Source organism: Saccharopolyspora rosea (assembly GCF_025643595.1).
In the GTDB taxonomy this organism is placed as follows: domain Bacteria; phylum Actinomycetota; class Actinomycetes; order Mycobacteriales; family Pseudonocardiaceae; genus Saccharopolyspora; species Saccharopolyspora rosea.
Genome location: NZ_CP102826.1, coordinates 2,705,415 through 2,728,443 on the forward strand (window position 1 = coordinate 2,705,415; position 23,029 = coordinate 2,728,443).

The 23,029-nt window shown below is 71.6% G+C and carries 24 protein-coding genes; 11 read left to right on the forward strand and 13 right to left on the reverse strand.

Translation table 11 applies throughout. From position 1 onward, the window contains the following. Window positions 1-43 precede the first annotated feature (43 nt). The 3 genes from NV263_RS12550 to NV263_RS12560 all read left to right on the forward strand — a co-directional run bounded on the left by NV263_RS12550 (window position 44) and on the right by NV263_RS12560 (window position 2,569). A complete protein-coding gene (locus NV263_RS12550) occupies window positions 44-526 on the forward strand; it encodes an inorganic diphosphatase (protein WP_263253217.1) in 483 nt (160 codons plus the stop codon). A gap of 105 nt (window positions 527-631) precedes the next feature. Beyond that, window positions 632-1,306 carry a YoaK family protein gene (locus NV263_RS12555; RefSeq protein ID WP_263253219.1) on the forward strand — a complete coding sequence of 225 codons (675 nt, stop codon included), beginning with the start codon at window positions 632-634 and terminating at the stop codon, window positions 1,304-1,306. A 57-nt stretch (window positions 1,307-1,363) separates the two neighbouring features. After that, a complete protein-coding gene (locus tag NV263_RS12560) occupies window positions 1,364-2,569 on the forward strand; it encodes an MFS transporter (protein WP_263253220.1) in 1,206 nt (401 codons plus the stop codon). 12 nt (window positions 2,570-2,581) lie between these two features. Here NV263_RS12560 and NV263_RS12565 read toward each other — a convergent pair whose 3' ends face one another. From NV263_RS12565 to NV263_RS12575, 3 genes are all read right to left on the reverse strand, one after another. After that, window positions 2,582-3,181, reverse strand: coding sequence for a cadmium resistance transporter (locus NV263_RS12565; protein ID WP_263253221.1), 600 nt, complete (start codon window positions 3,179-3,181; stop codon window positions 2,582-2,584). 155 nt (window positions 3,182-3,336) lie between these two features. Further along, window positions 3,337-4,779, reverse strand: a complete 1,443-nt coding sequence (locus NV263_RS12570) for an FtsW/RodA/SpoVE family cell cycle protein (RefSeq protein WP_263253223.1) — start codon at window positions 4,777-4,779, stop codon at window positions 3,337-3,339. 221 nt (window positions 4,780-5,000) lie between these two features. Continuing rightward, window positions 5,001-5,309 carry a hypothetical protein gene (locus NV263_RS12575; RefSeq protein ID WP_263253225.1) on the reverse strand — a complete coding sequence of 103 codons (309 nt, stop codon included), beginning with the start codon at window positions 5,307-5,309 and terminating at the stop codon, window positions 5,001-5,003. Between the two features lie 735 nt (window positions 5,310-6,044). Here NV263_RS12575 and NV263_RS12580 point away from each other — a divergent pair. Further along, entirely contained in the window at window positions 6,045-6,872 is an 828-nt protein-coding gene (locus NV263_RS12580; RefSeq protein ID WP_263253226.1) for a VOC family protein, read from the forward strand. Window positions 6,873-7,013: 141 nt separating this feature from the next. Here the strand turns inward: NV263_RS12580 and NV263_RS12585 are convergent, their stop codons facing one another. The 7 genes from NV263_RS12585 to NV263_RS12615 all read right to left on the reverse strand — a co-directional run bounded on the left by NV263_RS12585 (window position 7,014) and on the right by NV263_RS12615 (window position 13,884). Next, window positions 7,014-7,283 (reverse strand): GlsB/YeaQ/YmgE family stress response membrane protein, encoded by a 270-nt coding sequence (locus tag NV263_RS12585; RefSeq protein WP_263253227.1) that lies wholly within the window; start codon window positions 7,281-7,283, stop codon window positions 7,014-7,016. A gap of 89 nt (window positions 7,284-7,372) precedes the next feature. Further along, window positions 7,373-8,164 carry an SAM-dependent methyltransferase gene (locus NV263_RS12590; protein ID WP_263253229.1) on the reverse strand — a complete coding sequence of 264 codons (792 nt, stop codon included), beginning with the start codon at window positions 8,162-8,164 and terminating at the stop codon, window positions 7,373-7,375. A gap of 248 nt (window positions 8,165-8,412) precedes the next feature. Then, entirely contained in the window at window positions 8,413-9,540 is a 1,128-nt protein-coding gene (locus NV263_RS12595; protein WP_263253230.1) for an FAD-dependent oxidoreductase, read from the reverse strand. A gap of 12 nt (window positions 9,541-9,552) precedes the next feature. After that, complete coding sequence (locus tag NV263_RS12600) at window positions 9,553-10,245, reverse strand: TetR/AcrR family transcriptional regulator (protein ID WP_263253231.1); 693 nt, start codon at window positions 10,243-10,245, stop codon at window positions 9,553-9,555. Window positions 10,246-10,353: 108 nt separating this feature from the next. Beyond that, window positions 10,354-11,613, reverse strand: coding sequence for a kynureninase (gene kynU / locus NV263_RS12605; RefSeq protein WP_263253233.1), 1,260 nt, complete (start codon window positions 11,611-11,613; stop codon window positions 10,354-10,356). Window positions 11,614-11,740: 127 nt separating this feature from the next. Continuing rightward, window positions 11,741-13,378: a DHA2 family efflux MFS transporter permease subunit gene (locus tag NV263_RS12610; RefSeq protein ID WP_263253234.1), complete on the reverse strand. Its 1,638-nt coding sequence runs from the start codon at window positions 13,376-13,378 to the stop codon at window positions 11,741-11,743. After that, window positions 13,372-13,884, reverse strand: coding sequence for a MarR family winged helix-turn-helix transcriptional regulator (locus NV263_RS12615; RefSeq protein ID WP_263253236.1), 513 nt, complete (start codon window positions 13,882-13,884; stop codon window positions 13,372-13,374). The genes NV263_RS12610 and NV263_RS12615 overlap by 7 nt, the downstream gene beginning before the upstream one ends. 159 nt (window positions 13,885-14,043) lie before the next feature. Here NV263_RS12615 and lexA point away from each other — a divergent pair, with 159 nt between their 5' ends. Continuing rightward, window positions 14,044-14,700 carry a transcriptional repressor LexA gene (gene lexA / locus NV263_RS12620; protein WP_263253237.1) on the forward strand — a complete coding sequence of 219 codons (657 nt, stop codon included), beginning with the start codon at window positions 14,044-14,046 and terminating at the stop codon, window positions 14,698-14,700. 22 nt (window positions 14,701-14,722) lie between these two features. Here lexA and NV263_RS12625 read toward each other — a convergent pair whose 3' ends face one another. Continuing rightward, window positions 14,723-15,637: a LysR family transcriptional regulator gene (locus NV263_RS12625; protein ID WP_263254172.1), complete on the reverse strand. Its 915-nt coding sequence runs from the start codon at window positions 15,635-15,637 to the stop codon at window positions 14,723-14,725. A 76-nt stretch (window positions 15,638-15,713) separates the two neighbouring features. Between NV263_RS12625 and NV263_RS12630 the strand changes: the two genes are divergently transcribed. Further along, window positions 15,714-16,655, forward strand: a complete 942-nt coding sequence (locus tag NV263_RS12630) for a DMT family transporter (RefSeq protein WP_263253238.1) — start codon at window positions 15,714-15,716, stop codon at window positions 16,653-16,655. 134 nt (window positions 16,656-16,789) lie between these two features. Here the strand turns inward: NV263_RS12630 and NV263_RS12635 are convergent, their stop codons facing one another. After that, window positions 16,790-17,881, reverse strand: coding sequence for a helix-turn-helix domain-containing protein (locus tag NV263_RS12635; RefSeq protein ID WP_263253239.1), 1,092 nt, complete (start codon window positions 17,879-17,881; stop codon window positions 16,790-16,792). A 260-nt stretch (window positions 17,882-18,141) separates the two neighbouring features. Here NV263_RS12635 and tgmA point away from each other — a divergent pair, with 260 nt between their 5' ends. Genes tgmA through NV263_RS12655 form a run of 4 tightly spaced genes read left to right on the forward strand, consistent with a single transcriptional unit; the run spans window position 18,142 to window position 20,671 of the window. Then, on the forward strand, window positions 18,142-18,465 hold the full coding sequence (tgmA, locus tag NV263_RS12640; RefSeq protein WP_263253240.1) for a putative ATP-grasp-modified RiPP: 324 nt from the start codon (window positions 18,142-18,144) through the stop codon (window positions 18,463-18,465). Window positions 18,466-18,468: 3 nt separating this feature from the next. Next, complete coding sequence (locus tag NV263_RS12645; protein WP_263253242.1) at window positions 18,469-18,879, forward strand: MvdC/MvdD family ATP grasp protein; 411 nt, start codon at window positions 18,469-18,471, stop codon at window positions 18,877-18,879. Continuing rightward, window positions 18,876-19,436: a hypothetical protein gene (locus tag NV263_RS12650; protein WP_263253244.1), complete on the forward strand. Its 561-nt coding sequence runs from the start codon at window positions 18,876-18,878 to the stop codon at window positions 19,434-19,436. The genes NV263_RS12645 and NV263_RS12650 overlap by 4 nt, the downstream gene beginning before the upstream one ends. Continuing rightward, window positions 19,427-20,671: a methyltransferase domain-containing protein gene (locus NV263_RS12655; protein WP_263253245.1), complete on the forward strand. Its 1,245-nt coding sequence runs from the start codon at window positions 19,427-19,429 to the stop codon at window positions 20,669-20,671. The genes NV263_RS12650 and NV263_RS12655 overlap by 10 nt, the downstream gene beginning before the upstream one ends. Window positions 20,672-20,947: 276 nt before the next feature. Here NV263_RS12655 and NV263_RS12660 read toward each other — a convergent pair whose 3' ends face one another. Then, window positions 20,948-21,658 (reverse strand): GntR family transcriptional regulator, encoded by a 711-nt coding sequence (locus NV263_RS12660; RefSeq protein ID WP_263253246.1) that lies wholly within the window; start codon window positions 21,656-21,658, stop codon window positions 20,948-20,950. A gap of 150 nt (window positions 21,659-21,808) precedes the next feature. On the opposite strand from NV263_RS12660, the gene manD reads away from it, so the two are divergent. Continuing rightward, the gene (manD, locus tag NV263_RS12665) at window positions 21,809-23,017 is read left to right on the forward strand and encodes a D-mannonate dehydratase ManD (RefSeq protein ID WP_263253248.1); all 1,209 of its coding nucleotides are present in this window, start codon (window positions 21,809-21,811) and stop codon (window positions 23,015-23,017) included. The last annotated feature ends 12 nt before the right edge of the window (window positions 23,018-23,029 follow it).

A 23,029-nucleotide genomic window follows, 5' to 3' on the forward strand; every position in this document is an offset into this window, starting at 1 on the left:
GCTGCGCGGTCGGCGTTTCCTGGAGTCCTCGGGGAGGCGCACCATGGAGCTCGACATCGTCGTGGAGACGCCGATGGGGTCCCACAACAAGTACGAAATGGACCACGGCGCGGGCCGGATCCGGTTGGACCGGACGCTGTTCACCGCCACGCAGTACCCGGCGGACTACGGTTTCGTGCCGGAAACCCTCGCGGAGGACGACGAACCGCTGGACGCGCTGGTGCTCGTCGCGGAGCGGACCTTTCCCGGATGCCAGATCGCCGCCCGCGTCGTCGGCGTGTTCTGGATGCGCGACCAGAGCGGGCCCGACGCCAAACTGCTGTGCGTACCGGCGCGCGATCCGCGCCAGGAGCACGTCGCCTCCCTCGCGGACCTGCCGGGTCACCTCGTCGACGAGATCGGCCACTTCTTCGCGGTGTACAAGGAGATCGAACCCGGCAAGTGCACCGAGGTGCGCGGCTGGCAGGACCGCGAGTCCGCCGAGCAGGTCGTGCGCGACGCCTTCGCCCGCTTCGGGCGCCGCTGAGCCGCGAACGCCCGCGGCGCCGTCCCGTCGCAAGTCCACTGTGGATCGTAGGATGGCGTCGGTCGTCCCGCGCCGTGCGGGGCGAGGGCGAAGCGGGGAGGTGCGGTGCCCGGGAGCAGACGGCTTCCGCTGGGGACGCTGGCCGTGGTGCTGACGTTCGGCACCGGGGCCGTCGACGTCATCAGCTTCACCCGCCTCGGCGAGGTGTTCAGCAGCGTGATGACCGGCAACCTCGTGCTGCTCGGCCTCGCCGTCGCACGGGTGTCGGCCCCGCTGGCGGTGCACACCGCGCTCGCGTTCGCCGGTTACATCGCGGGCGCCGCGGTGGGGAGCCGGATCACCGGGCCTCCGCGCCCGCGCGGCCGGGTGTGGCCGCCGCGCGTCACCGCGGTGCTGGTCGTCGAGGCGGCCGTGATCGCCGCGTTCACCGGTGGGTGGGTGGTGACCGACGCGCACCCGGACGGCGCCTGGCAGCTCGCCCTGCTGGGGCTCGCGTCGCTGGGCATGGGGCTGCAGAGCGCGGCGATGCGCGGGTTGGGCGGGCGCACGAAGGTGTCCACGACCTACCTGACCGGGATGCTGACCGGCGTCGTGGCCGGCCTGGTCGCGCCGGGGCGGTCGGAGTTCGACGTCCGGGCGACGACGATCCTGGCCGCCGCCGCGGCGGGTGCGGCCGCGGGCGGGGGACTGCTGCTCGTGGCACCGCGACTGGTGCCGGTCCTGCCCCTGGCGGCGCTCGCGGTCGTCATCGCGGCCGCGGCGCTGCACCGCGCGGAGTGACCCCCGGCCAGAAATTCACCACCCCGTCTGCTCGCGACGGCGGTTAGGCTCAGGGCCGTGACTGTGACGGGTCGTCGCGCACTTCCGTCGGCGTGGCGGTTCGTGACGGCGTTCGGCGTGGTGAGCCTCCTCGCGGATGTCGTGTACGAGGGGGCCCGGGCGGTGACCGGCCCGTTCCTCGCCTCGCTCGGCGCCGGGGCCACCGCGGTCGGTGTGATCACCGGCCTGGGGGAGGCGTGCGCGTTCGCCGGGCGCCTGGGCAGCGGCCCGCTGGCCGACCGAACCCGCGCGTACTGGCCGTTGACGCTGGTCGGCTACGGGCTGACCGTGCTGGCCGTGCCGCTGCTGGGGTTCGCCTCGGCCCTGTGGGCGGCGGCCGCGCTGGTGCTGGCCGAACGGGCGGGCAAGGCCGTCCGCAGCCCGGCCAAGGACGTGCTGCTCTCGCACGCCGCCGGCGCGGTCGGCCGGGGGCGCGGTTTCGCGGTGCACGAGGCGCTGGACCAGATCGGCGCCATCGCCGGCCCGCTGGCCGTCGCGGCGATCCTGGCCGCCTCCCCCGACGACTACCGCCTCTCGTTCTGGGCGCTGGCGGTGCCGGGCGCGGTGACGATGGTGTTGCTGGTGCGGCTGCGAGTCCGCGTTCCCGATCCCAGCGGCTACGAGCCCGACCGCGAGGACCGGCGGGCCTCCCGGCCCCGGGGCGGCGGTCGGTTGCCCAAGGCGTTCTGGGGGTACCTGGCCTTCACGGTGCTGACGACCCTGGGGTACGCGACGTTCGGAATCCTCTCCTTCCACCTCGTCGCGCGGCACCTCGTGCCGGTCGCCGTCGTCCCGATGCTCTACGCCGGGGCGATGGGGGTCGACGCGGTGGCGGCCGTGGCGACCGGCTGGCTCTACGACCGGGTCGGCCGGCGCAGCCTGGTGGTGGTTCCGCTGCTGTCGGCGGCCGTGGCGCCGTTGGCGCTGCACTCCTCGCCGACACCCGCGATCTGCGGGGTGCTGCTGTGGGGCGCGGTTCTCGGCATCCAGGAGTCCACCATGCGCGCCGCGGTCGCCGACCTGGTTCCGACCGCGCGGCGCGGCTCCGCCTACGGCCTGTTCGCGGCGGGGTTCGGCGGGGCGACGCTCGCCGGGTCCGCGCTGCTGGGCGCCTTGTACGACCACTCCACCTCCTCGGCGATCGCGGTCGCGATCGGCATCCAGGTGGCCGCGTTGGTGCTGTTCCCGGTGGTGGGTCTGCACCGGAGGCCGACCGCCCGGTGAGCGGGTCGGTTCTCAGAATCCGAGCGCGCCGGTTTTGTGGAAGACGTACAGGCCGATCAGGATGAACACCGCGGGGACGGTCCAGTGGCCCCAGCGGGAGACCGCCTCGGTCACCTTGCGGTGCGCGACCAGCCCGGCGCCCAGCAGGCACCACAGCGCGACCCCGACGGTGAACACCGCGAGGGTGACGACCGTGTCCCCGGCGTCGGTGGTGGCGAACACCGGGGCGTAGGTGGCGACGTTGTCCCCGCCGTTGGCGATGGTCAGCCCGACCACGCCGGGCAGGCCGTGCACGACCACCGGCGAGATCTGCTCGCCGGCTCGCGAGGCGCGGAACGCGGCGAGCAGCTTGCGCACCCCCAGCACCAGCGGCACCAGCCCGAGCAGCCAGATCCACCGCTCGGGCGCGAGTGCCATGCCCGCCGCGACCAGCATCGACACGCACACCAGCACCGCGACCCCGGCGAACTGCCCGACGCAGATCTGCCACGGCCGCGGACGGCCGTCCGTCCGGGCGGACGCGTTGAGCACCGCGAGGACGATCATGTCGTCGACGTTGGTCCCGGCGAACACTCCGGCGGCCGTGCTGATGGTGGCCGAGATCGAACCCACTCAAGAAGCGTAACCGCGCCGTCGGCGGCGGGTCCCGACCGATGTGGACCGTCTGCGCTTCCGGTTGCACAGCGGTCACTCCAGCCGGATGCGGCACTCGCTCCCCGCGCGGCGCAGCGGCCACCCGCGGCGCTGGTGTCCGCAGTGGACTTCCGTCAGGGGTCGGTGAACCGCGGTCTGCGGACCAGTTCGGTGTGGGCCTGGTCGAGCGGTTCCATGCGCGGTGCCGGGCGCGCCGGTCGCCGCGCCGCGTCGGAGATCCGCAGCAGCACGGCGACCAGCGCGTAGTTGGCCAGCAGGGAGGAGCCGCCGTACGACAGGAACGGCATCGTCATGCCGGTCAACGGGATCAGCCCGGTCACCCCGCCGACCACGACGAACACCTGCAGGACCAGGCCGAACGCCAGCCCGCCGGCGAGCAGCGTGCCGAAGCCGTCGCGGGTGGTGATCGCCGCGCGCAGGCCACGACCGGCGATCACCAGGTACAGCACGAGGACCGCGCCGAGCCCGGCCAGGCCGAGCTCCTCCAGGATCGTGGAGCTGATGAAGTCGGTGCCCGCGAAGGGCACCATGCCCGGATCTCCCCGGCCGAGACCGGTGCCCACCAGTCCGCCGTCGGCGATGCCGAACAGCGCCTGCACGAGCTGGTAGCCGGTGGTGTCGGCGTAGGCGAAGGGGTCGTTCCACACCTGCACGCGGGCCCGCACGTGGTCGAAGACCAGGTAGGCGATGACGCTGCCGCCCGCGAAGAACACCAGCCCCACGAACAGCCACGAGGCCCGCTCGGTGGCCACGTAGATCATGACCAGGACGATCCCGAAGTACAGCAGCGAGGCGCCGAGTTCCTTCTCCAGCGTGAGGATGCCGACCGACACGCCCCAGGCGACGATCAGCGGCGCGAGGTCGCGGGCACGGGGGAAGGTCATCCCGAGCATCCGCCTGCCCGCCGCGGTGAACAGATCCCGCTTGGCGACCAGGAAGGCGGCGGCGAAGATGATGACCAGGATCTTGGCGAACTCGCCGGGCTGGATGGACAGCGGTCCCAGGCGGATCCACAGCTTCGCGCCGTTGACCTCGGAGATGCTGGCGGGCAGCAGACCGGGCAGCACGAGGAGCGTGAGCCCCAGCACGCCCGCGGTGTAGGAGTAGCGGGCGAGCTGGCGGTGGTCGCGCACCCGCCACAGCACCCCGGCGAACAGCACCAGCGCACCCGCGGTCCACACCAGCTGGGTCGATGCGTTGCCCGTGAGCAGCTGGGTGGCCGGGGAGGCGCCGGGTGGCGCGTTGTCCAGGTCCAGCCGGTGGATCAGCACCACGCCGAGCCCGTTGAGCAGCGCCGTGCACGGCAGCAGCAGCGGGTCGGCGTGCGGCGCGAAGCGCCGGACCACCAGGTGCGCGGCACCGAGGACGGCGAGGAACCCGCCGCCGAACGCGAGCGCGGGCCAGGCCGGTGTCCGGCCCTGGCCGATGTCGACCGCGGCGTACGCGGCCGTGCACACGACCCCGGCGAAGACGAGCATCACCGCTTCGGTGCGCCGCGACGTGCGGTGGTCCGGTTCGCCGCGAACGGCTCGGGAAGCGTGATCGTTGACGTCCATCCGGTCCGCCTCGTTGGCCCCGATCGCCCGTTTCGCTTCCGAAATCCGGCTCCACTCGGGGTAATTTTCGGATCGCGCCCATCTTACGCTGGGCAGGATTCCCGTGAATTCGGGGAATTCGGTGTCCGAGTTGCGCATGTTGCCCAATGGGACGGATGTGGCGCGACGAAATTCGTCACCAATGTGCCAGGTGGGAACGGGAATTCTCCCGATGCATCCACTCAGGACTCTTCGCTGTTATCCGTCCAATTCGGACCATTCGGCGAATGTGCCGCGGCGTTCGACGGCGGGGTGCCGAGGGTCTGCCGCGCCAGCGCGACCGTCGCCTGGACCGCCAGCTGTCCGGCCGGACCCGCGCCGGCGACCGCGGCGATCGCGGGCAGGAAGGGTGCGGTGCGGTCGAGGGTGTCCCGCAGCGCGGAGGCGGGCACCAGCCCGCGAACGGCCTCGCCGAGCGCGCGGGTGAGCATGTCGTCGGTGACGGTGATGTCCGAGCTGCCGGGCACGTGGAAGGTCAGCGTGAACAGCACGGTGGTACCTCCTGGCTCGCGGCCCGCGCCGCGACGCGCGACCCGCTACCGGCGGGGTCGGTGGCCAGGAGGGGTCGGCCGCGAGCGCGGGGTGTCGATGCGCGGCGTGGAACGGGGTCGATCATGACCCGACGAGCCGGTGCTCATCGCTCACCTCCTTCGCGGCCGGGGCGCCGTCGTGGGTGGCCGCGGACCTGCTGCGGCCGGCAGGGGGCGTCCCTCTCGTTGCGGATCCAGCACCGCGCGGCGCAATGCCGCTTCCGGTGGGTGGTCACCCGGGTCGTCCCCTTCGTCCGGGGGAAGGCCGTCGGTGACTGCGGAACTTCTCGACGTGGGGCCCAGTGGCCCGGGGCCGCGCTGGCGGACCACCAGCGATGGTGCGACCGGATCCGCGCGGTGTCAAGGCGCCGACGCCGAGTTCGAAGGCGCAGGCAGCCGGGCTGCGGGCGCACCGCCGCGGCGGCTGCCCGGCCGAGCCGTGCGGCCTGGCGCGGGTCTCCCTCGCGTGCTCGCGCGTCGCGTGCCGATGCGCGGACGGCGTCAGGTGCGAGCGCGCTTTTACTCGTCCACTGTGGACGCGGATCCGGTGGTGGCGGCCGCGCCGCCGGCGTGCGGGCTCCCGCCGGTGACCGGATCGTAACCTGCGGCTGTCGGCAACCGGCGGACCGCGAGGCATACTGGAGCCGCCGGGTTGATCTTGAGCTTTCCACTGGGGGGCTGGACGTGCCTGTCGCGATGCCTGGGCGGAACTCGCGGGACGTTCTCGCGGGCATGCCGTGCTGGATCGAGCTGATCACCACCGACGTCGACAAGGCGTGCGAGTTCTACGCGGGACTGTTCGACTGGTCCTACGACTCGCACCACGACGAGCACGCGGGCTCGTACGTGCTCGCCCACCACGACGGGTTCCCCGTCGCCAGCATCCGCTCGGCCTCCGACGGCCGGTCCCGGTGGCGGCTGTTCCTCGCCGCCGCGGATTGCTCGGCCACCGCGGCGCGCGCCGGCCGGCTCGGCGCCGAGATCACCGTTCCCCGCAGCCGGGTGCCGGACCTGGGCGTGAAGCTGGTGCTGCGCAGTCCGGCGGACGACGAGTTCGGGCTGCTCGAACCCGACGCGTCGTGGCAGTTCGACGTCGGCCTGCCCGGCACCCTGATGTGGGCGGAGCTGGTGACCATCCGGGCGCAGGCCGCCGACCACTTCTACGCCCACCTGTTCGGCTACGACGCCGAGCAGTTCGGCACCGAGCACCGCTCCGGCTACGAGGTCTGGTACCTCGGCGGGGAGTCGGTGCTCGCCCGCGTCAGCATGATCCGCGACCACCTCGCCGCCGATGCCCACCCGCACTGGCTCGTCTACCTCGGGGTGGACGAGGAGGTCGGCACCGACGACACCATGCACCGCGCCGTCGCCCTGGGCGGCAAGGTCCGGGTCGACCCCTACGACTCCGGCCTCGGCCGGGTCGCCGTGCTGCGGGACCCCACCGGGGCGCGGTTCGCGGTCGTGGATCCGAGCGAGGCCGCCGGATTCGGCGTCGCCGCCAACGACGACCCCTACGACGACTGAGCACCCGTCTGTGAACTTGGTTCCGGAACCCGCGTGGTAAGCGGCGCCAGCCGCTTTCTCTTTCGGCGAGTGGTCTCGCCACTTGCACCGCTCCCGGCGCCGCCACCCAAAAAGAGCTCGAAGACAGGCTCTGAGCCCGGGTCAGCGTCGCAGCCGCTTGCGCCCGGTGGCCTTGTTGTAGATCACCAGGACGACGACCGCGCCGATCACCGAGCCGATCCAGCCGGCCGGTTGGAAGCCGCGGAGTCCGACCGTGAGCAGGCCGAACAGGAAGCCGCCCACCACCGAGCCGACGATGCCGATGACGATGGTCATCAGCAGCCCGATGTCGTCCTTGCCGGGCACCACGGCCCGGGCGATGAAACCTGCGATGAGCCCGAACACGAGCCATCCGATGATCGTCCACAGCATCGTTCTCACTCCAGCGTCGCGCTGCCCCGTGCGCGATCACGGTACCCGGCCCCGACCCTCCGCGGCGAGTGCCGGGAAAGCGGTCCGCCTCAGGCGGCCTTGCGCGCGACGCCGCCGAAGAAGATGTAGTTCTCGGGGTGGCTGAGGGTGTCGTGGTCGGGGCGCCATTCGGGGACGAAGACGGCACCCGGGTCGACGAGTTCGAAGTCGCCGAACAGGTCGGTGATCCACTCCCGGGTGCGGGCGACGGCCGGGTTGCTGCTGGTGGCGTACAGCGCCTCCAGCCGGCTCATCTCGTCCGGGCGGGCGTCGGCGGTGGCGTGGGTGATCGCGAGGTGGCTGCCGGGCGGCAGCGCGTCGCGGTAGCGGGCGACGAGTTCGGCGGGACGCTCGGTGTCCGGGATGAAGTGGATCAGGGCGAGCATCAGCAGCATGATCGGCTGGTCGAAGTCGAGGTGCCGCTCGGCCTGCTTGAGCAGCGCGTCCGGGTCGCACATGTCGGCGCTGACGATGGTGGCGCGCTCGTTGCCGTCGAGGATGAGTTCGGAGTGCGCGACGGCCACGGCCTCGTTGTCGACGTAGACGACGCGGGCCTCGGGGTCGACCGGGTGCGCGATCTCGTGCACGTTGCCCACCGTCGGGATGCCCGATCCGATGTCGAGGAACTGGCGCACTCCGCTCTGCAGGCCGTGCAGCACGGCGCGGCGCATGAAGGCCCGGTTGGCGCGGCACGCCTGGTCGACGCCGGGGAACACCTCCTTGGCCTTGGCGGCGAAGGTTCGGTCGGCCTCGAAGTTGTGGCCACCGCCGAGCAAGCAGTCGTACACCCGCGCGGCGCTCGGGATGGTCACGTCGGCGCCCTCGGGAATCCAGTCGGTCATCGCGGCAGTCCTCGATCCTGCAGGTCCGTTCCCACCGCCGCCACTCTAATGATCTTCGTCCGGTCGGGGGGAGGCGGTTACCGACGATCGCGACCGCATCGTTGTCGTGCCCGGCGCGCCCGGCGCCGGTGATGAGCCCTCCGGGCGCGCGGTTACCGGGGGTGTCCGCGCAGCCGGTCGTCGGGCGAGTCGGATCGGAACGACCAGCGGGGCGGTGCTGATCGGGCTCGGTCCGCGGGCGGTGACCGTCACGCGCTGAACGCGGCCACCAGCCGCTGCGCCGCGTCATCGGCGAAGCAGGTGGCCAGACCGGTGGCGGAGGCGGCGGCCGCGGCTTCGGCGCGGGGTAACAGCGCGTTCTCGTACTCGTCGAGCGCCGCCTCGACGTCGTCGGGGTGCTCGACGAGAGCGCGGGCGAGTTCGGCGGCGTCGTGCATGGCGGTGTTGGCTCCCTCGCCGGCGAACGGCGTCATGAGGTGCGCCGCGTCTCCGAGCAGGGTCGCGCCCGGCACCCGGTTCCAGCGGTGGCCCACCGGCAGGGCGAAGATCGGACGCGGGACGAACGGTCCGTCGGCGTCGGTGACCAGGGCCCGGAGGGCGGGGTGCCAGCCGGTGAAGTGCCGCAGCACCGCCTCCTTCGCGGCCACCGCGTCATCGAAGTCCACAGTGGACAACCAGTCCCGCGCCACGCTGAGGGCGGCGTCCACCTGCACGTCGCCGCTGGATTCGCGGTGCGTGAAGAAACCCTTGCCGCCGTCGAGCGCGAAGGCCGTGCCGCCTCCCACGAGCGCGGCGCTGGCGGGGTGGCGGGTGCCGGCGTCCGTCAGGCGGGTCTCGACGAGGGTCACGCCGGTGTAGGCGGGTTCGGCGGCCGACAGCAGCGGGCGGACCCGCGACCAGGCGCCGTCGGCCCCGACGAGGAGATCGGTGGTGCACCGGCTCCAGTCGGCGAGGATCACCTCGTGACGCCCCTCGCCGAGCGAGCGGATCCCGCTGACCGCGGCGTTCCAGCGCACCACGCCCGGGGGGAGCGAGTCGAGCAGCAGGTCGCGCAACCGGCCGCGGTCCACCTCGGGTCGGGTGCCGCGACCGTCGTCGACCTCCTCGAACAGGACGGTGGCGTGCTTGTCGAGGATGCGCGTGGCCTGCCCGCCGGGCAGCACCAGTCCGAGGAAGTCCTCCTGGAGTCCGGCGGCGCGCAGCGCGACCTGGCCGGTCTCGGCGTGGATGTCGAGCATGCCGCCCTGGGTGCGGGCGTGCCGGTCGGCCTCGCGTTCGAAGACGACCACCTCGATGCCGTGCACGTGCAGGATGCGGGCCAGGCTCAGGCCGCCCAGTCCCGCGCCGACGATGACGACGGGGTGGTGCTGGGGCATGGTCTCCCTCGCTCAGCGATCGTGTCGGGTGGTGTGCCGGGCGCCGTTGACGATCGCCTGGAAGAACCACGCGAGACGGGTCTCGGGCGTGCCGGACACGAGGTCGTCCGCGAGCGCGGCGATGCGCGGATGCGTCGCGGCGGGCGCGCCCCGCACGGCGGCGACGAGCGCGTTGTGCTCCTGCTCGGCGTGCTCGGAACCGTCGCGGACCGACTGCTCGGTGGCCGCCGCGGTCGCCACCAGCAGCAGCACGTCCACTCCCCAGGCGGCCTGCGCGTCCGGAACACCGCCCTGCGCCAGCAGTTCCAGCAGCGCCTCGACCAGCGCCAGGTAGTGCGGCCCGGACGGGCGCGCCACCAGCGTCGACTGCGCCAGGCTCGGGTGGTCGAACAGCACGCGCGTGTAGGAGCCGAGCACGGCCGCGAGGCGGTCCCGCCAATCCCCGTCCGCGGTGACCGGTCCCAGGTCGACGGTGCCGAGCAGCTCGTCCAGGATCGCCGCGTGCAGCTCGGCGGTGTTGGCCACGTAGACGTACAGCGAGGCCGGGCCCGTGTCGAGTTCCCGCGCCAGCCGACGCATCGTCACCCGCGACAGCCCCTCGGCCCGCATGAGCCGGACGGCCGTCGCGATGATGCCGTCGTAGGTCAGAGCGGGCTTGGCGGGCCGTTCGCGGCGGCTGCGGGGAGCCGGGGAGCGCGGAGTCACGTGCGCAGCCTAACGAACATGTTCGTAACGAACAAGTTCGTCGATGCCCGGCGGGCTCGCCGACCGACTCGACACCCCCCCCGCACCCCGGGGTGTCGAGCGATTCGGTCATCCCATGAGACCGGTGCCCGCGAAGCGGTCGTCGAGGTGGGCGTCGGTCCGCGAGATGTCCGCGAGCTCGGTCACGGCCCGCGCGACGTCGGAGAAGCGCACGACCAGCGGGCTCAGGCCGAAGCGGAGCATGTCCGGATTCCGCAGGTCTCCGAGGACGCCGCGCTCGGCCAGCGCTTTCCAACGGCGCGCCGCCTCGGGGGCGTGCACGGTGATGTGACCGCCTCGGCGCGCGGGGTCCGCGGGCGTCACGATCGTCAGGTCGAGATCACCGCACAGCTGCGCGAAGCAGTGCCGGAAGAAGTCGGCGAGCTCGCCGCACTTCTCCCACAACCGGACCGTGGTGACTTCGTCGAACACCGCGAGGGCGTGTTCCAGGGCGAGCATCGACAGCACCTGCGGGGTGCCGATGCGGAAGCGGTCGATGCCCTCCGCCGGTTGGTACTCGGGGTCCATGCCGAACGGAGCCCGGTGGCCGTGCCAGCCGGTGAGCACCGGATCGGCGGAATCCTGGTGCCGGTGCGACACGTACAGGAAAGCCGGCGCACCGGGACCACCGTTGAGGAACTTGTAGGTGCAGCCCACGGCGAGGTCGACCTGCCAGGTGTCGAGTTCGAGCGGCACGAGCCCGGCGGCGTGGGAGAGGTCCCACAGCACCAGCGCCCCGCGCCGGTGGGCGGCCTCGGTCACCCCCGGGATGTCGGCGAGCTCGCCGGTCCGGAAGTCGACCGCGGAGCAGAAGACGACCGCCACCTCGTCCCCGTGCTCATCGAGCGCGCCCACCGCGTCCCCCATCGGGACCCGGAGGGGGCGCAGCCCGAGCAGTCGCGTCACCGACCGGCTCAGGTACAGGTCGGTCGGGAAGTGGTCGGCGTCGACGAGCACCACCTCCCGCCCCGCGGCCAGGCGGCACCCGGTGGTCAGGGCGTTGAAGATCTGCACGGAAGTGGACTCGCCGACGACCACCTGCCCCTCGGCGGCGCCGAGAACGCGGCCGATCCGGTCCCCGACCCGCCGCGGCGCCGACCACCAGTCGTGGCGCTCCCACGCCTCGATCAGCGCCGGAGCCCACTGGCGGTCGACGAGTTCGGTCAGCGCGGCGGACGTGGTGCGGCAGGGCGGTCCCAGCGAGTTGCCGTCCAAGTAGGACACCCCGTCGGGGATGGTGAACCGGTTCCGCAGCTCGGCGAGTTCGTCCCGGGAATCCCGGTCCCGCGCGAGCTTTTCGAGTTCGGCGACCACGTCCGAGCGATCCACGCGTTCCTCCGCCCTTCGATCGTTCGCGACCCGTGAACAGGGTGCGTGGACGATGCTCCCATCACCGCTCGCGAACTGAGTGCCTGTCTTTGAAGTCGTTTTGGGTGGCGGTGCCGGTGGCGGAACCTCAGCGGCCGGCTCGACTGCGGAAGCTTCTCCTGATGTATGCCCATACACGGCGTCGGGCCTGTCCTCGCGAGACGACCGCTGAGAACCCGCGGCGGTGCCAGCGGCGAGACCACTCACCGAAAGAGAAAGCGGCTCCGCCGCTTGCCACGCCCCTTCCGGGAGCAGGTTCAACGACAGGTGCTGACTCGCCGCCGCGGGTGAGGGAGGCGATCAGGCCGAGGGTGCAGGCGACCGCGAGGACCAGCAGGGCGCAGCGGTAGCCGGCGGTGAGGTCGCGCAGCGTGTCCGGGGCCAGTGCGTGGACGGTGCCCGCGTAGGCGGCCCGCTTGACCGGGTCGGGCAGGCCGGTGGTGACGATCGCCAGCGACAGCGCGGTGCTGACGGCGTAGCCGGCGTTCTGCACGGTCTGGCGCACGCCGTTGGCGATGCCGCGGCGGTCGGGGCAGACCGAGCTCATGATCGAGCCGGTGTTGGGCGTCATGAACAACCCCACCCCGGCTCCCACGGCCAGCAGGCAGGCCGCGAGCGCGGCACCGCTCATCCCCGGGGAGACCACTGCGGACAGCGCGAACAGCCCGCAGGCGGACAGGGCCAGACCGGCGCCGGACAGCGCGCGGGTGCTGAACCGGCTGCGGAGCCGCCCGGCGACCGGAGCGGTGATCGCCATGGCCAGCGCCACGAACAGCACGTGCGCACCGGCTCGGTACGCGGGCATGCCGACCGCTGCCTGGAGGTACAGCGACATCAGCAGCACGACGGCGAAGTAGGCCATCGCCAACAGGAAGAGCGACAGGTACGCCAGGCAGCGGGCCCGGTCGGCGAACAGCGACAGGTCCAACAGCGGGTGCCGCCGCCGCGCCTGGACGAGGAGGAAGGCGGGGGTGCAGACCGCGAAGAGCCCGGCGCCGAGCAGGACCGGTGCGCTGGTCCAACCCAGCGCGCCGCCCTCGGAGATCGCCAGGACCAGCCCGCCCAGGCCGAGGGTGGACAGGATGGCGCCGAGGTGGTCGAAGGACTCGTCGGCCGCGTGCGCGGTCCCGGGGCGCAGGCACATCCGGGCCCACGCCAGGCCGATCACGCCCACCGGGACGTTGAACCAGAACACCGAACGCCAACCCAGTCCGGAGGCCAGCGCGCCACCGATGGCCGGTCCCAGGACCTGCGCGAGGGCGGCGATGGTGGCGTTGATGCCCAGCGCGGTGGCCAGCCGGGCGGCGGGGAACGCATCGGTGATCAGCGCGGTGATGTTGGCCAACAGGGCCGCCGCGCCGACGGCCTGCACGCACCGGAAGGCGATCAGCGCGACGACGTTCGGCGCCAACCCGCACAGCAGGCCGCCGAGGGTGAGCAGGGCGAGTCCGGCCAGGAACATGCGGCGCCGACCGATCATGTCCGCCACCCGCCCGAAGACGAACACCAGCGTCGTGGTGACCAGCATGTAGGCCAGCAGGATCCACGAGGCGGCGGTGGCCGAGGCGGCGAAGTGCCTGCTGACGGTGGGCAACGCGACGTCCATTGTGGACGTGTTCACGCAGGCGAGGAAACCGCCGAGCCCGGCGACGGCCTGCACCTGCCACAGCGGACCACTGCTGGTCGAGCCGGTTCCGGCGGTCCCGTCGGATGTCGAGGTCAGCACTGGTCCTTGTGCTCCTTCTCGCTAGCGCCCGGCAGCGATTCCGGGTCCAGGTGGGTCAGCAACGCCTCGCCGATCCGCGTGATCTGGGCGCGCATCGCCGGGGTCAGCAGTTCCAGGTAGTGCTCGCGGATGCTGCGCGCGTACCGGGGAGCGGCCTGGTGCACCCGGGCGAGCCCTTCGTCGGTGAGCACCGCCAGCCAGCCGCGCCGATCGCCCGCGGGCACTTCGCGTCGGACCAGCCCGGCCTGCTCCAGGCGTCCGATCGCGTGCGTGATCCGGCTCGCCTTGGACCCGGTGATCTCGGCGAGCCGGGTCATCCGCAGCGCGCGACCGGGTGCGCGCCGCAGCCGGAACAGGATGTCCAGGTACGTGCGGGGCAGTCCCACGTCGCGCTTGAGGTCCTCGTCGATCCGGGCGTTCAACGCCTGCCACGAACGGTTGAACGCCCGGAAGACCCGCAGTTCCTCGGTGGGCAGCCAGTCGAGTTCGGTGTCATCGTCGGGCACAGTGCTATCGTACTTGAATGTTCAGCACTGTAGTAAGTGCGGTGTCGAGGTTCACCCGGGCGGCGGCCGGAGCGCGGAGGCCGCGCCGCCGGTGTCCGCAGTGGAGGGTCGTGCATGCCGGTGGCCTGGCCGGAGGCGCTGACCTCTACCATTGCGCGGGTGACCGCCTACGACGATCTCGACGCCTTCGAGCACCTGGACCCGTCCGCCCTGCCGCTGCGCCAGCAGCGGATCCTGGCCGTGATCCGGGACTGGGTGGTCGAGCACGGGTACTCGCCGAGCACGCGCCAGATCGCCGACGCCGTCGGCCTGCGGTCCGCGTCGTCGGTGTCGAAGCACCTGGCGAGCCTGGAGGACAAGGGGTTCCTGCGGCGCAGCGCCACGGTGTCCCGGCCGATCGACGTGCGCGCGTTCCTGGGGCGGGCGTCGCGGTCGGACCGCGACTCGGTGTCCGTGCCCGTGGTCGGCGACATCGCCGCCGGGGCTCCCATCGCGGCCGAGGAGCACGTCGACGACGTGCTGGCGCTGCCCCGCGAACTGACCGGGCGGGGTGACGTCTTCGGCCTGCGGGTGCGCGGGGACTCGATGATCGACGCCGCGATCTGCGACGGCGACATCGTCGTGGTGCGGCAGCAGCACGAGGCCCACTCGGGCCAGATCGTCGCCGCGATGATCGACGACGAGGCCACCGTCAAGGTGTACCGCCGACGCGGCGGCCACGTCCGCCTCGAACCGTGCAACCCGGCCTACGAGGTCATCGACGGCGACGAGGCCGTGGTGCTGGGCATCGTCGTCTCGGTGCTGCGCAGCGTCTGACGCTCGGCCCGGCTCCGCGGCGTCACTGCGGAGCGGGGGCGGGTTCACCGCGGTCGGTGGTGCGGAGCAGCTCGGCGAGCAGGGCGCGCACGGCCGGGGTGCTGCCGCTGTCCGCGGTGGCCACGGCGATGGTGCGCGTCACGGCGGGCTCGCACGGGACGTAGCGCACCCCGGCCGGGCGGGGCGACTGGGCGATGCGGGGGACGAGGGCGGACGCCAGACCGGCCGCCACGGCGGACAGCTGGGTGGCGTAGTCGGCCATGCAGTAGCGCACGTCGGCGTCGACGGAGTGCGAGCGCAGCGTCTGGACCAGGGCTTCGTGCGCCTCGGTGCCGGGCGGGCAGCTCGTCCACCTCTGGCCGTGCAGCTCGTCGATCCGGACCACCGACCGCTGGGCCAGCGGGTGGTCGTCGGCCACGGCCAGCTCGACGTCCTCGGTGAACAGGTCGGTGAGCGCCACCCCGGGAGGCATCCGGGCGGGCCAGCCCGACCAGCTCTCCAGCACCACGGCGTCCAACCGCCTGGCCCGCAGCGCGGGGATCAGGTCGATGACCTCCCCGTCGCGCAGCGCGGGATCCAGCTGCGGATGCCGGGTGGTCAGGGTGCGCAGCGCGTCGAGGACGAAGGCGCGCAGGGCGCTGGTGACGGCCCCGACGCGCAGCGGGCCGGTGATCCGCTCGTGGATGTTGGCCAGGTCGCGTTCGACGTCGAGCACCGTCGCGGTGATCGACCGCGCCGCGGATGCCAGCACCTGTCCGGCGGTGGTCAACCGGATTCCCCGCCCGTCGGGTTCGACCAGCCGGCATCCGGCCTCGCGCTCCAGCTTGCGCACGTGCTGCGACACCGCGGGGCGGGTGAGGTGCAGTGCCTCCGCCGCCGCGGTGATGGAGGTGTGCTCGGCCACCGCGGCGAAAACCCGCAACCGTTCCCAACTCATCACGTCAGCCAGGCTAACGTGACGTGGTAACGAATGGTAAATAGTGCTTTCCGCTGTCCGCTGGCACAGTGGCGGTATGGCCACCTCGCGAACCCCGAAACCCCCTGTCGTCGAACGGAATTCGGGTTCGCCGGTGGCGGTCCCGCCGTCGGCGTTGGTCGTCGCGGGCGCGGGCTGCCTGTCGGCCTCGGCGGTGTTCGTCAAGCTCGCCGAGGTCAACGCGGGCACGGCGGCGTTCCTGCGCTGCGCGATCGCGATGGCCGCGCTCGCGCCGCTCGCCGTGCGCGAGTGCCGCCGCCACGGCCGACCGGACCGCGCGGTGCAGTGCTGCGCGCTCGCCGCCGGTGTCTTCCTGGGCGTCGACTATGCACTGTGGACGGCGAGCATCCTCGGTGTCGGCGCTGCGATCGCGACCGTGCTCAACAACGTCCAGGTCATCGCTTTCCCGCTGCTGGCAAGGATTTTCGGCGGCACGCCGATCGCCCGCCGGTTCCTGATCGCGTGCCCGGTCATGCTCGCCGGGATCGCGCTGGCCAGCGGGGCGCTGTCGGAGGACCCGCACGCGACCCACCAGCTGCTCGGTTCGGCGCTGGGCGTCGCATCCGGCATCGCCTACGCCGCATACCTGCACCTGAGCCGCCTGTCCGGGACGCGCAACCCGCGGCACGTGGTGACGCCGGTCTGCGTGGCGACCGGAGCCGCCACCGCGGTCACCGGGATCCTCGGCGCGGCCACCACGGGCATCACCGCGCGGCTCCCGGCGGCGTCCTGGGGTTGGCTGGTGGCGCTGGCGTTGCTCGGCCAGGTCGCCGCCTGGCTGCTGCTGGCGACCGCGACCCCGAAGCTCGCCCCCGGCACCTCGGCCGCGCTCCTGCTGCTGCACCCCGTGCTGGCGGTCGCGCTCGGCCTGCTCGTGCTGCGCGAAACCCCCACCACGAGCCAGCTCGTGGGGTGCGCCGTCGTGATCATCGCCGTCTGGTTCGCCCACCGCGCACCGCGCGACCGGCGTTCCGGGTGACGGGACCGGAGCCGCCAGAAATCCTGCCGGTAGCCGTGCGGGCGGCCAGCAACGTAGCCGGGCTTGGGATCGAAGTGCCCCGTGGGTCCTGCCGGGCGGCGAACTTCAGTTGGTTCTCATCCGCTCGGGCGCTCTCAGAGCAACTGCTGGACGACTTGCAGACGCTGATCCACCCGTGCCGAAGGCATGCTCACGGCATAGCTCTGCGCCCTTGCGAGGGCATACCGGGCAGCGTCCAGATCGCCCGCTCGCGCGTGCGACTCGGCCAACCACGAGAGGTACAGGGCCACTTCGCGGGCGTGCTCTGAGGGATAGCTCTCGATCGCGGCGGACAGCAGCGGCTCGGCTTCGCCCGGCCTGCCCAGTTCGATCATGCAACGGCCTGCCATGACGTCAATCTCGCAGCGGTTGAGCCAGTAGACCCATTCCGGTTCGTCCACGCCGCGTTCTTCGAAGGCGTCGTCGACCTCGTCCAGCGCCCGCCACGTGGCCTCGGCGTCCCGCGCTTTCGCCGATGCCCATGCCACGCGCTCCAGCAGCAGAGCGCGAACCGCCGGAGTCGCGGCGTGAGCTCCCATCGCGGCTGTCCTGGCGATGAGCGCCGCATCACGGGGATCTCCGATGGTAGCGATCTGATAGCTCAGGCTGGACAGCAGTTGTGCGCCGAGAGCACGGTCGCGTGCTTCGTTCGCGGCACCGACACCGGCGAGGTAGAACCGCTGGGCATCCGCGAACCGCCCGGTGTCGCTGGCGACCCATCCAGCGAGTTGGGCGAGTTCGCCGACCGCTGTGTACAGCCGCTTTCGCGTCCTGTCGGAGTAAGTGGAGGAGCGAACGAGACTTCGGGCTTCGTCGAGTTCCTTCGAAACGGCTGGAAGCAGGTCATGGCTGCTCACCACGTCGTCCAGGTGGCGCAGTTCGACGACGCGCGTTTCCAACGTCGCTGCCAGCGAATCACCGACCCGACGCCCTGAGCGCGTCTGGACGGCAAGGGGAGATTCCGCGACGAGCCATTCGTGGGCGAGCCGCACGGGATCGCCAGGAGCATTCGCCAATGGCACGCCGAGAACCTGTTCGTACGCGGCGATGACGTCGGCGGGCAAGGGACGTTTCCCGGTTTCCACCATGCTGAGGTACGACTTGGTGAAGTGTGTCCGTTGCGCCATGCGCGCCAGACTCAGCCCCCCGGTGTCGCGGGCAGCCCGCAAGTCTGCGCCGGTCGTCATGTCCTCCTCCGCCTCGTTGTGAACCTCGGTGAACGTCTGAACCCTACTGGTGACGCACCGCAGTTCCGAGGTTACTTACGGCGGCGGTGACAGGGGGTGCGGAGCATGGACGACAGCGCATGGATCGCCACACGCGGCGGAGACGCGTGTGGATCGTTGCGTCCGGCCACCCGTTCGGACAAGGGGAAGGAGGTTCGGGATCGCCGCCGGACATCCCACCGATGGAAGTGAACGCGAACGTACGGAAGGAGTCGCCTCCCATGACCACCGTTCCGACGCACAGCACCACGGATGACGTCGATCCGCTCGCCTCGCACGGTCTGCGGTTCGCGTCAGCGCGCCCCGATCCGGAGGAACCTGCCGATGCGCCTGCCGCGCCCACTCCGTTCGGGCTGCGCTGGATCCAGCCGGTGCATCGGCCGGCGGAGCCGGTCTACCGCTACTGCCCCGAACGACAGATCGCGGTCGATGCTTTCGGGGCACCGTTGGCGCCGCAGATGAAGAAGGACTGGACGACCACCGATTACTCGACCGACGGCGAGGACCCGCCGTCCAGTGAAGAGTTCGGCTGGGAAGAGGTGTGAACCGTGTCGGTGCTCGTGCTCGCTCGTGACTTCGACCCCACGGCGGACGCGGTGATCAACCACCTCGCCGCGCTGGGAACTCCGGTGCTGCGGGCGGATTTGGCGGACTTCCCGCAACGGCTGCGGTTGGACGCCCGGTTGCGCGGCGGCCGGTGGTCGGGCCGGTTGAGCACCGAGCACCACTCGATCACGCTCGACGGGTTGCGGTCGGTGTGGTACCGCAACCCCTCGGCATACACCGCGCCGCCGGGGCTCAACGCCTCCGAACGCAACTTCGTGTTCCGGGAAGCCAAGCTCGGACTGGGCGGAGTTCTCGCGGCGTTGCCGGGGGTGCTGTGGGCGAACTCGCCGAACCGGTGCGCCGACGCGCTTACAAGCCGTACCAGTGGGCAGTCGCCGCGGACTGCGGGATGACGACCGCGGATACGGTCATCACCAACGAGCCCGACGCAGTGCGGGACTTCGTCGCCGGTTGCCGCGACGCGGTGTCGAAGCCGCTCGGCGGTGCGGGTATGTCCTGCGGCGGGCTGGCGCACATCAGCTACACGCACCGGCTCACCTCCGAAGACCTGCGCGACCTGGGAGGAGTCGGGGTGACAGCCGCCACCGTGCAGGCACGGGTGCCGAAGGCGTACGAAGTGCGGCTGACGGTGATCGGCGACGAGTGGTTCCCGGTGCGCATCGCCGCCGGGGAAGGTGGCCAGGATGACTGGCGGGCTGATCCGGAGGGCGCCGACTACACCCCGTGGGTGGACGTCCCCGACGACATCTGCAGAGGAATGGCACGGTTGATGAACCGGTTGGGGCTGACCTACACCGGCGCGGATTTCGTGGTCCGGCCGGATGGTGAATGGGTGTTCCTCGAAGCGAACACCGGACCGCAGTTCGGGTGGCTGGAATCGGCCACCGGCGCGGACATGACAGCAGCGATGGCTCGGTTGCTGGCGAAAGGACTGGGAACGTGGCGGTGACAGCATGGCCGGATCTTGCCGATGCCTTGGTCGCGGAACTGGTGGCCAGCGGAAAGGTGTCCGCGTCGGAGTGGCAGGCCGCCATGCGGGAGGTGCCCCGGCACGAGTTCGTCCCGAAGTTCTACGAGCTGCGCGACCGGGAATGGCGCGAGGTAACCCCGGAATCCGAACCGGTCCGGTGGCTGGAACGGGTCTACACCAACAAGCCGTTGGTGACCCAGCTCGGTGAACTCCACCACGGCGGCATCGGGCCCACATCGTCGTCGTCCGCGCCGAGCTTGATGGCGCGCATGCTCGAAGCCCTGGACCTCCACGACACGCACACCGTGTTGGAGATCGGCACCGGCACCGGCTACAACGCCGCCTTGTTGGCGCACCGGCTCGGTGACGAGCGAGTGTTCAGCGTCGACATCGACCCGAACCTGGTCGACGCAGCCCGGCAACGATTGCGCCACGCCGGATACGAACCCCACCTCGCCGCCGCCGACGGCGCCGGAGGCTGGCCGGACGATGCAGTCCGCTTCGATCGCCTCATCGCCACCTGCGCGGTGAACCGCGTACCGCCGGCGTGGCTCCGGCAGACGCGGGCAGGCGGGCTCGTCCTCGTCGATCTCAAGGTCGGCACGAGTGCCGGAAACCTCGTGGCGCTGCACAGCAATGGCGACGGGACCGGTCAGGGGCACTTCCTCGACGGCCATTCGGCGTTCATGCTGATGCGGGGCGAAACCCACCCGCCCATCTCGGGATACCCGCAGCGGAACCGTCGGCAGGCCCACCGCCGGCACACCTCGGTCATGGAAGAACGGCCATGGGAATCGCCGGTGTGGTGGTTCCTGGCATGCCTGTCGATGCCGCCAGGTGTGCGGTTCGGCTACACGCTCCACCCCGTCACCGAACAACCCGCCGCCGTCTCGTTGAGCTGTCCTGACGGCTCGTGGTGCGAAGTGTCGCTGGAGGTCACCCGCGATGGTCGCGCCGTGTGGGAATCCGGGCCGTCATACCTGTGGTCGGCCGTCGAACAGGCCCGTGACATCTGGACAGCACATGATCAGCCCGAATGGTCCCGACTCGGTCTCACCGTGACCGCCGGAGAACACCTGGTCTGGATCGACGGTCCCACCGGGCCGCGATGGGTGCTGCCGCCTTCCTCATCCGTCGTCGGTGCGCCACCGCCCGGCGAGTGCTCCGCCGAGCGCGGTGATGGTGGACATCACGAGCAGCAGGAGTGCGAGTGACCAGGAGCGTTCGCCGCTCGCCGCGAGTGCCCCCGACGATGCAGACCCGGGCCGGGCCGAGCCGTTCGGCGAGTCGACCGAAGACGACGAGGACGGCGATCTCCACCGCGGCGGCCACGAGCGTGGCGACCAGCAGCAGCGAACGGGGCAGGTGCAGGGTTGCGGTGCCGTAGCTGATCGCGAACGTCGGACGACGACCTGCTGTCCGGTGTCGCCGTGCTGACCGAGGTCGCCGCCCGGATGTGCCGCGGGGAACTGGGAGGCTGACCTCTCGGATCACCGCCACACGGCGATGTTGCGCCGGACGGGGGTGGCGTCGCTGTTGGACGCGAAGAGCTCGGGCTTGCGTTCGCGGATGCGCTCGATGTCGGCGAAGACCTCGCGCAGGTGCGTGCGCATGGTGCGGCGGGCGCGGTCGAGGTCGTGCTCCAGGACGGCCTGCAGGATCTCGTCGTGCTGCGCCACGAACACCCGGGGCGACTGCGCCTCGTAGAGGCCGAGGCGGCGGGCGCGGTCGAGGTGGCCCTTGGCCGACACCACGGTCGGCCACGCGCGCTCGTGGCCGCTCAGCCGCAGCAGGCCGCGGTGGAACTCCTCGTCCAGCGCGAAGAAGTCCTCCGGTTCGATGCCGCTTTCCCGCTGCCGGGCGAGGTTGTCCCGCAGCTCCGCGACGACGTCGGCGTCCGGCTCGGGCGGGAGGTCCTCCAGCGCGGCCAGCTCGACGGCCTCGCGCAGGAACTGGGCGTCGGCGACGTGCTGCGGGTCCACCCGGGAGACGAACGACCCGACCTGCGGGAAGATCTGGACCAGCCCCTCCTCGGCGAGCAGGATCAGGCTCTCCCGCACCGGGGTGCGGCTCACCCCCATCGACGCGGCCAACTCGTTCTCCGACAGCGCCGATCCCGGCGGCAGCTCCAGGGTGAGCACCCTCCGCCGCAGCGCCTCGTGCACGACTCGGCGGTTCGACCGCCTGCTGTCTCCGGTCACGCGGCCAGCCTAGTGCACAAGTCCGGTCGACTAGTGCACCAGTCTTGACCGACTACGCGACCAGTGCTTGTATACCAGTACTGCTACATCAGTGCGCCGCGTTCGGTCCCGGACGTCGGCGCCCGTCCTCGAAGGGAAGTGGGGGCTGCCGTGAGCACGATCGAGCGCGCCGAGGTCTTCGTCGCCTCGCCCGGCCGCAACTTCGTCACACTGCGGGTGACGACGTCCGACGGCGTGACCGGCCTGGGAGACGCCACCCTCAACGGCCGGGAGCTCGCGGTCGCCGCGTACCTGCGCGACCACGTGGTCCCGCTGCTCATCGGCCGGGACCCCGCCCGCATCGAGGACACCTGGCAGTACCTGTACCGGGGCGCGTACTGGCGGCGCGGGCCGGTGACCATGACGGCCATCGCGGCGGTGGACACCGCCTTGTGGGACATCAAGGGCAAGGTGGCCGGACTACCGCTCTACCAGCTGCTCGGCGGTCGTTCGCGGGACGGCGTGCTGGTCTACGGCCACGCCAGCGGCGCCGACGTGCCCGCGCTGCTCGACGACGTCGCCCGCTTCCGCGAACTCGGCTACCGGGCGATCCGCGCCCAGGCCGCGGTCCCGGACGTCGGCGGCACCTACGGCGTGCGCAAGGGCGTGGTCTACGAACCCGCCGCGAGTTCGCTGCCGGACGAGCAGCCGTGGTCCACGGAGGACTACCTCGACTTCGCCCCGACCTACCTGGAAGCCGTCCGCGAACGCTTCGGCTTCGACTTCCACCTGCTGCACGACGTCCACCACCGGCTCACGCCGATCGAGGCCGCGCGGTTCGGCAAGCGCGTGGAGGACTGCCGGCTGTTCTGGATGGAGGACCCCACGCCGGCCGAGAACCAGGAGTCCTTCCGCCTCATCCGGCAGCACACCACGACGCCCGTCGCGGTCGGGGAGGCGTTGAGCTCGATCTGGGACGTCCAGCAGCTCATCAGCGAGCAGCTCATCGACTACGTGCGCACGACCGTGGTGCACGCGGGCGGCATCACGCACCTGCGCCGCATCTTCGACCTCGCCGCGCTGCACCAGGTCCGGACCGGGTCGCACGGGGCGACCGACCTCTCGCCGGTCACCCTCGCCGCGGCGGTGCACCTCGACCTCGCGGTGCCGAACTTCGGCATCCAGGAGTACATGCCGCACGTGCCGGAGACCGCCGAGGTCTTCCGCAGCGGAGTCCGCTTCGACAACGGCATGCTGCACCCCTCCGAGGAGCCGGGGCTGGGCGTGGAGTACGACGAGGAGGCCGCCGAGCGCTTCCCGTACGAGCCGCGCTACCTGCCCGTGGCGCGCCGCCTCGACGGTTCGGTCCACGACTGGTGACGGGAGGATCCG